This is a genomic window from Segeticoccus sp. (genome assembly GCF_035708005.1).
In genome coordinates, this window is sequence record NZ_DASSTI010000035.1 from 22,503 (window position 1) to 29,706 (window position 7,204).

Sequence of the window (7,204 nt, forward strand, 5' to 3'; positions counted from 1 at the left end):
CCCGACCCGCCGTCCCGCCCGAGGATTCCGCGATGCTCTACCGACCGCGCACCGAGCCGCCCGGCGGCCCGCCCGTGCCGCTGCCGGTGGTGCTGCCCGGGACCGCCCTCGTGGTCGCCGGGACGGCCACCGCGGTGCTGTGCGGCCTGGTCGAGCCCCGCGCGGCAGCCCTCGGTGTCGCCGGCCTGCTGGGCCTGGCGGCCCTCGTCACCGCGGTGCTGCGTCCGTGGGCGGCCGTGGTGCTGCTCGTGGTCAGCGAGGTGGCGAACCTCAGCTCGATCCTCGGCTACGTGCACGGCCTGTCGATCTATGTCGTGCTGCTGGTCGCCGGCACCGCCTCCTTGGTGCTGGCATGGCGCCGCGGCCGGATCCGGTTGCAGTGGTCACCCATCCACCTGCTGGTGGGGGTCTACCTGGCCTGCCAGGTGCCGTCGCTGTTCGGCGCGCTCGACCCGGCGCTGGGCTTCGAGACCCTGGTGGAGCGGATCAAGGACGCGGTGTTCCTCAGCCTGGTCACCCTGCTGCTGACCGCCGTCCCGAGCGGTGCCCGTTCCACGGCCGCCGTCGCGCGGGCCCTCGGCCGGCGACAGGTCGACCTCGTCCGCGTCGCCGCCCTGGTGATGGGTGGCCTCGCCGTCCTCAGCGTCGTGCACGAGTACCTGCTGCACGACGCCGGCAGCCTGTTCGGGTTGAGCAACGTGCCCAAGTCCGCGGACCTCGGCAGCGTCACCTCCCGACACTCCGGCCCCGAGACCGACCCCAACTTCTGGGCGCGCAGCCTGCTGGCCTTCCTGCCCCTGGCGTGGTCACTGGGGGCCGCCGGGCATCCGCTGGCCGCACGCCTCCCGCGGTGGAGCCGGCTCGGCTGGGCGGTGCTCACCCTCTTCATGGCCGTGGCCGTCTTCCTCACCGGGTCCCGTGGCGGGTTCCTCGCCGCGGCCCTTGCCGGGGTGTTCTGGCTGGCCGTCGCCGGCCGGCACTACCGCCGCTGGCTGCTCGCGGTCCCCGTGCTCGGCGCCGGCGCCCTGCTCCTCCCGGGCCTGGGCTCGCGGCTGCTGACCCTCGGGCAGGTCGTCAGCGCCAGCGAGACCAGCACCGGCGACGCCTCCCTGGTGCAGCGGGCCGCCGCGCAGGAGATCGGGCTCGCCATGGTGCGCGACCACCCGGCCCTCGGGGTGGGGCTCGGCAACTTCCCGGTCGCCTGGGACACCTACCAGATCGACGCGACCACCGCCGTGCTGCGCCAGGTCGCGCCGCACAACCTCTACCTGCAGGCCGCGGCCGAGGGCGGGGCGCTGGGCCTGCTCGGGCTGCTGGTCCTCCTGGGCGGCAGCCTGGCGCTCGGGGCACGCGCTCTCCTCTGCACCACCGACGGCGGCTCGGCCCGTGGGTCCCGGCTCCTGTCCGCCGGGCTGCTCGCGGCCCTGCTCGGCTGGTCCGTGGCCAGCCTGGTGCTCCACCTGGGCTACCTGCGTGTGCTCTTCGTCGTGATGGCGCTGGTCGCCGGGCAGGACCTCGCCGAACGGGCACGGGTCCGGGTCGATGTGCCCGACCGCCGCCTGCTCCCGGCACCAGCACCGCGGACCGGTCGCGGTCTGGTGCCCTGGGTCGCCGGCTCGCTCGTGGCCCTCGTGGTGTGCGGCGCGGGCTGGTCCCTGGGCCTGACGCGGGTCTCGGCGTGGACCGCCACCGAGCAGGCCGTGCTCGTGCCGGTGGAGGACGAGGGCAACCCGAGCGCGTACTCCTACGGCCTGCTGGCGCGCAGCTACCTGGTGCCCACCTATGCCGTCCTGGTCCAGAGCGCCCGCGACGAGGTGCTGGCCCACGACGACCGAGACGGCGGCACACCGGTCGCCGTCAGCGCCAGCGGCACCGCCGGCCGGGCCCTGGTGACGGTGCAGTCCACCGGCGCGTCTCCAGCCCAGGCGGTCCGGGTGACCACTCGCGTCGTCGCCCACGGCCGCGAGGTGGTCGCGCGCACCGACGGCCTCTACCGCCTGGGGGCCTCGCTGAGCCCGGCGGCGGCAACCCGCGTGTCCGTGCTCGACCCGTGGCGGGCCGCCGCGCTCCTGGGGGCCGGCCTGCTGGCCGGTGCCGGCACCGTGCTGCTGGCGCGGAGGCGGCTCCGATGACCACACAGGCGGGCTCCTCGTGCACCGCCCGACCGGCACGGCCGGCCCCGCCGGTGCTCCGCGTCTGCCACGTCATCCACAGCCTGCAGCCGGGCGGTGCCGAGCACCTGCTGGTCGACCTCGCGCTGGCCGGCCGGGCACACGGCATACACAGCACGGTCCTGGCGCTCGTCGGCGGCTGCGACACCGAGCCGGGCAGGGCGCTGCGGACCGCGGGCGTGGCGGTGCGGAGCTTGGCACTTGCGAACCGCTGGGACCCGCGGGCGCTCGGCCTCGCGCGCGACGAGGTCGCCGCCAGCCGGTGCGACCTCGTGCACACCCACCTCAAGCACGCCGACCTGGCCGGGGCCCACGCGGCCCGGGCCCTCGGGCTGCCGATGGTCTCCACGCTGCACGTCATCGAGGACGCGCCGGACCGGGTCGGCCGAGCCAAGCGCTGGCTGGCGGCACAGGCCCGGATCCGCACCGCGGGGCGCACGATCGCGGTCTCGGAGGCGCAGCGGCAGTGGTACCTGTCGGTGTTCCCCGGCGAGGCGGCGCGGGTGACGACGGTGCGCAACGGGGTGGCCGCCGCACCGGCGCTCGACGCCCGGCGGCGTGCCGCCCTGCGGACCGAGCTCGGCGCCCGCCCCGGCGACGTGCTGGCGACGCTGGTCGCGGTCGTCCGCCCCGAGAAGGGCCACGCCGACCTCGTCGCGGCGCTGGACCGGCTCCCCGAGGACCTGCCACTGGCGGTGGCGCTGGTCGGGGACGGCCCGGCCATGGAGTCGGTACGCCGGGTCGTCGCCGCGAGCCCGCACCGCGACCGGATCCGCCTGACCGGCTACCGGACCGACGCGGCCGCCCTCCTGGCCGCCTCCGACCTCGCGCTGCAGCCGAGCCACGAGGACGCCCTGCCCACCACGCTGATCCACGCCCTCGCCGCCGGCGTCCCCGCCGTGGCGACCACGGTCGGGGGGATCCCCGAGATCGTCGCGCCCGGCACGGGGCTCCTCGTGCCGCCCCGGCGGCCAGACCTGCTCGCGGACGCGGTCGCCGAGCTCGTCACCGACCCGCTGCGGCGGGCCCGGCTGGGGGCAGCGGCACGCCGCCGCTACGAGGCCGAGTTCTCCGCCGGGGTCTGGACCGGGCGGCTGCGGGAGGTCTACGACGAGGTGCGTGCCCGGCATACCGCCTCGCGCGCGCGATCCCGGCAGCCCGGGTGACCGCGGGGCGAGTCAGTGCCGCGGGCGATACTGGGGCGCACCGCACCTCCTTCTCCCGACGACGCCGCAGGAGGGCCCGATCCGCACCACCGCCAGCATCCTGCACCTGGACCTGGATGCCTTCTTCACCTCCGTGGAGCAGCGGGACAAGCCCTCGCTGCGCGGGCGGCCGGTCATCGTCGGCGGCGTCGGGGGACGCGGGGTGGTGGCGACCGCGTCCTACGAGGCGCGACGGTACGGCGCGCGCTCGGCGATGCCCACCGCCGAGGCCCGCCGCCGCTGCCCGGCGGGGACGGCGTTCCTGGCCGGGCGGTTCGAGGCCTACCGCCGCTCCTCGGCCGTCGTCATGGGCCTGCTGCAGGAGCTGTCCCCCCTCGTGGAGCAGGTCTCCATCGACGAGGCCTATGTCGACCTGGCCGCGCATGCCGACGCGGACCTGGGGGTGCCCGCCCTGGGACGGCTCGGGGCCGAGCTGCTCGACCGGATCCGGGAGGCGACCGGCGGGCTCACCGCGTCGGCCGGCATCGCCTCGTCGAAGATGCTCGCCAAGATCGGCTCCGACCTGCGCAAGCCGGCCGGGCTGACCGTCATCGCGCCGGGCGACGAGCTGGCCCTGCTGCACCCGCTGCCGGTGACCAGGCTCGGCGGCGTCGGACCGGCGACCGAGCAGCGGCTGCGCGTGCTCGGGGTGCGCACGGTCGGTGACCTGGCCCGGATCGACCGGGCCGACCTGGTGAGCGTGTTCGGGCGGGCGCACGGCGAGGGGCTGTACCGGCTGGCACGCGCCGAGGACGACCGGGCGGTCGAGCCGGAGCGCGAGGCCAAGAGCGTGTCGGCGGAGGAGACCTTCGAGACCGACGTCACGGACAAGCGGGTGCTCGGCGCCGAGGTCGACTCCCTCGCCGACCGGGTCGGGGCACGGCTGGCCAAGGGCGGGGCGTTCGGGCGGACGGTGACGCTCAAGGCGCGCCGGCACGACTTCTCGACGCTGACCCGCTCGGAGACGCTGACCCACAGCACCAACGAGCCGGCCGCCATCGCCGCCGTCGCCCGACGGCTGCTCGGCGCACTCGACACCTCCGAGGGGCTGCGGCTGCTCGGCGTCGGGGTGTCCGGGCTGGCCGACCACACCCAGGACGAGCTGCTCACGGTCGACGCCGACCTGTTCACGGCCGCCCGCCGGCGCGCGCAGGTCGAGGTGGAGGTGCCGGATGCGATGGGCGAGCCGTCGGCCACCGTCGAGACGGGCGGGCACGACCCCGCGCCCCCGGTGGACCGGCAGCGCTCCCTGCACGACGACCACCACCCCGAAGCGGCCGGGGCTGCCGACGCCGCGGGCGAGCCCGGGCAGGACCGTCGCCGCCGGCTGCCCGTCTGGCGCCCCGGCCAGGACGTGGTGCACGAGCAGCTCGGGCCCGGCTGGGTGTGGGGCAGCGGCCTTGGTCGGGTGACGGTGCGGTTCGAGGGCCCACGCACCGGTCCGGGGCCGATCAAGACACTGCCGGCCGACGACCCCGAGCTCTCCCCGGGTGATCCGCCGGACTGGACGGGCGCCTGACGTTCCCACTCCGCAACAGCGCGCGGCGGGAACCTCCGCGGCGCCCGGGGCGCTGAGTCGGCAGAGGGTGCCCGGCCCGACCGGCCGCCGGTTTCCGGGTGCGGGGTCGTTCAGGGACAATCCCCATGGCGCCGCAACGGGGAGCAGGGGAGGCTGGAAGGGTGCTCAACGCCGTCAACGACTTCATCACGGGGCTGGCCGGCCAGCCCTGGGTCTACCCGGCATTGTTCGCGCTGTGCGCCATCGACGCCTTCTTCCCACCGCTGCCGAGCGAGTCCGTCCTCGTCAGCCTGGCCGTGCTGTCGGTCAGCGGCTCCCCGAACGTCTGGCTCGTGGGCGCCCTCGCCGCCGCCGGGGCCTTCGTGGGCGACAACATCGCCTACCAGCTGGGAGTGATGGTCGGGGTCGACCGGTTCTGGTGGCAGCGCCGCGGCCGGGTGCAGCGCGCGACGGTGTGGGCACGCACGCAGCTGAAGAAGCGCGGCGCCGTGCTCATCATCTCCGCGCGGTACATCCCGGTCGGTCGGGTGGCGGTGAACATCACGGCCGGCGCCACCGGCTACCCGCGCCGCAAGTTCATGTTGTTCGACGCCATCGCCGGGTGCGCCTGGGCGGCATGGTCCGTCGCCGTCGGCCGGCTCGCCGGTCACTGGGTGGAGAACAACCCCCTGCTGGGCGCCGTCATCGCCATCGCCATCGCCGTGGTCGTCGGCATCCTCGTCGACCACCTGGTGCGCCGGTTCGCCTCGGGCGCGGACGAGGCCGAGGTGCCGACCCCGGACGCGGAGCCCGGACAGCACACCACGGACGGTGACGGACCGCATGCCCCCACGTCGGTGGGCAAGGACACGGCGCGCGGCGACTGACCGGCATACCGGCTGGTGGCGCGGGCTCGCGCGGGCGAGCACACGGCATACCCTGCAAGGGTGGGGAAGCTGCCCTCCGACTTCGACCCCCAGCGCCAACGGCAGGAGCGCTGGTACCTGGTCCTGATGCTCACCTGCATCGCCCTGCTCGCCATCGCGTGGTTCGGTGTGCGGCTGTGGTCCACCGCGGCGGCGATCGGCCTCAGCTGCTTCGCGGCGCTGTTGCCCGGGGTGGCGGTCGTCGTCGCCAACCGCGGCTTCCGCAAGTAGCCCTCCCCCGCGGTATGCCGCGCACGCACCACCGCGGGCTACTCCCGCAGGAGCACCGGGGACCGGGACGTACTCCCCCGCGGGTAGCCCGAAACGCACCGGGCGGAGGACGACGTGTGCGGCGCCACGGCCGCATGCTCGACAGCGTCGATCCACCACGGACCGGCACCTGTTCGGCACCGGAAGGGACCACCACCATGCTCACCGGCGACTTCACCGTCACCACCACCCGCGACCCGGAGCGGGTCCGGGCCTATCTCACCGACTTCACCCACCAGGCCGACTGGCGCGACGACGTCATCGACTCCGTCCTCGACAGCGGCCAGCGCGGCGCGGACGGCGCGGTGTACCGCCAGCAGGTGCACCAGGGACCGGGCACGGCCACCCGCCGGTTGCACGTCACCGTCCGCGACCGGGGTGATCACGTGGAGTGGGCCACGCTCGACGACGCGCCGGTCACGGCGGCCGGCCGCTACGAGCTGGCCACGGACGACGGCGGCACCACGACGGTGCACTGCACCACCGACCTCACCTTCCACGGGGCCGGGCATGCCCTGCGTCCGGTCGTCAGCCGCACGCTGCGGCAGCGGATGGACGACTACGCCCGCGCGCTCACCGCACAGCTCGACCGGCTCTGAGCGGGCCGGCCGGCTCTGAGCGGGCCGGCCGGCTCGGACCGGACCGGGCAGGAGCACATCGTTCGTCGAGCCGAACCCGTCACGCCGCCCCGGCCACCCCGTGCCGGTCACCCCACGGCTGCTCGCGCAGGTACTGCCCGAAGGTGATCGTCCCGTTCGCGTGCTCGGGCGTGAGGTTCGAGCCGTGCCGCAGCTGCCGCCCGACGCGGCCGGGGACCGGCAGCGCGACCACCCGCCGGGCCAGGCCCAGGGCGTGCAGGTAGGTCTGCGCGAGCTCGTCCACCGGCTGGACCTCCGGTCCGCCGAGGTCGTCGACGCGGCCGGCCGGCTCACCGCGGGCGAGGTCGACGAGGCGGATCGCGACGTCCCGGACGCTGACCGGCTGGAACCGCACGCCCCTGGGCAGGACCAGGACCGGCAGGCGCCGCTGCGCCCGGAACATGCCCGCCACCAGGTAGTGGAACTGCGTCGCCCGCAACGTCGTCCACGGCAGGCCGCTCTCCGCGACCACCTGTTCGCACGCCACCTTGGTGCG

7 protein-coding genes are annotated in these 7,204 nt (G+C 75.5%); 6 read left to right on the forward strand and 1 reads right to left on the reverse strand.

The annotated features are described in order from the left end of the window. Positions 1 to 32: 32 nt before the first annotated feature. From VFL99_RS04160 to VFL99_RS04185, 6 genes are all read left to right on the forward strand, one after another. Entirely contained in the window at positions 33 to 2,132 is a 2,100-nt protein-coding gene (locus tag VFL99_RS04160; RefSeq protein WP_325105072.1) for an O-antigen ligase family protein, read from the forward strand. Next, positions 2,129 to 3,337, forward strand: coding sequence for a glycosyltransferase family 4 protein (locus VFL99_RS04165; protein ID WP_325105073.1), 1,209 nt, complete (start codon positions 2,129 to 2,131; stop codon positions 3,335 to 3,337). The genes VFL99_RS04160 and VFL99_RS04165 overlap by 4 nt, the downstream gene beginning before the upstream one ends. Then, entirely contained in the window at positions 3,291 to 4,895 is a 1,605-nt protein-coding gene (locus VFL99_RS04170; RefSeq protein ID WP_325105074.1) for a DNA polymerase IV, read from the forward strand. The genes VFL99_RS04165 and VFL99_RS04170 overlap by 47 nt, the downstream gene beginning before the upstream one ends. A gap of 161 nt (positions 4,896 to 5,056) precedes the next feature. Then, complete coding sequence (locus tag VFL99_RS04175) at positions 5,057 to 5,761, forward strand: DedA family protein (RefSeq protein ID WP_325105075.1); 705 nt, start codon at positions 5,057 to 5,059, stop codon at positions 5,759 to 5,761. Positions 5,762 to 5,821: 60 nt separating this feature from the next. Continuing rightward, positions 5,822 to 6,031 carry a DUF3099 domain-containing protein gene (locus VFL99_RS04180; protein WP_325105076.1) on the forward strand — a complete coding sequence of 70 codons (210 nt, stop codon included), beginning with the start codon at positions 5,822 to 5,824 and terminating at the stop codon, positions 6,029 to 6,031. 197 nt (positions 6,032 to 6,228) lie between these two features. Beyond that, complete coding sequence (locus VFL99_RS04185) at positions 6,229 to 6,669, forward strand: SRPBCC family protein (RefSeq protein WP_325105077.1); 441 nt, start codon at positions 6,229 to 6,231, stop codon at positions 6,667 to 6,669. 79 nt (positions 6,670 to 6,748) lie between these two features. Here the strand turns inward: VFL99_RS04185 and VFL99_RS04190 are convergent. After that, on the reverse strand, positions 6,749 to 7,204 hold a 456-nt coding region (locus VFL99_RS04190), incomplete at its 5' end, for an SDR family oxidoreductase (protein ID WP_414713713.1).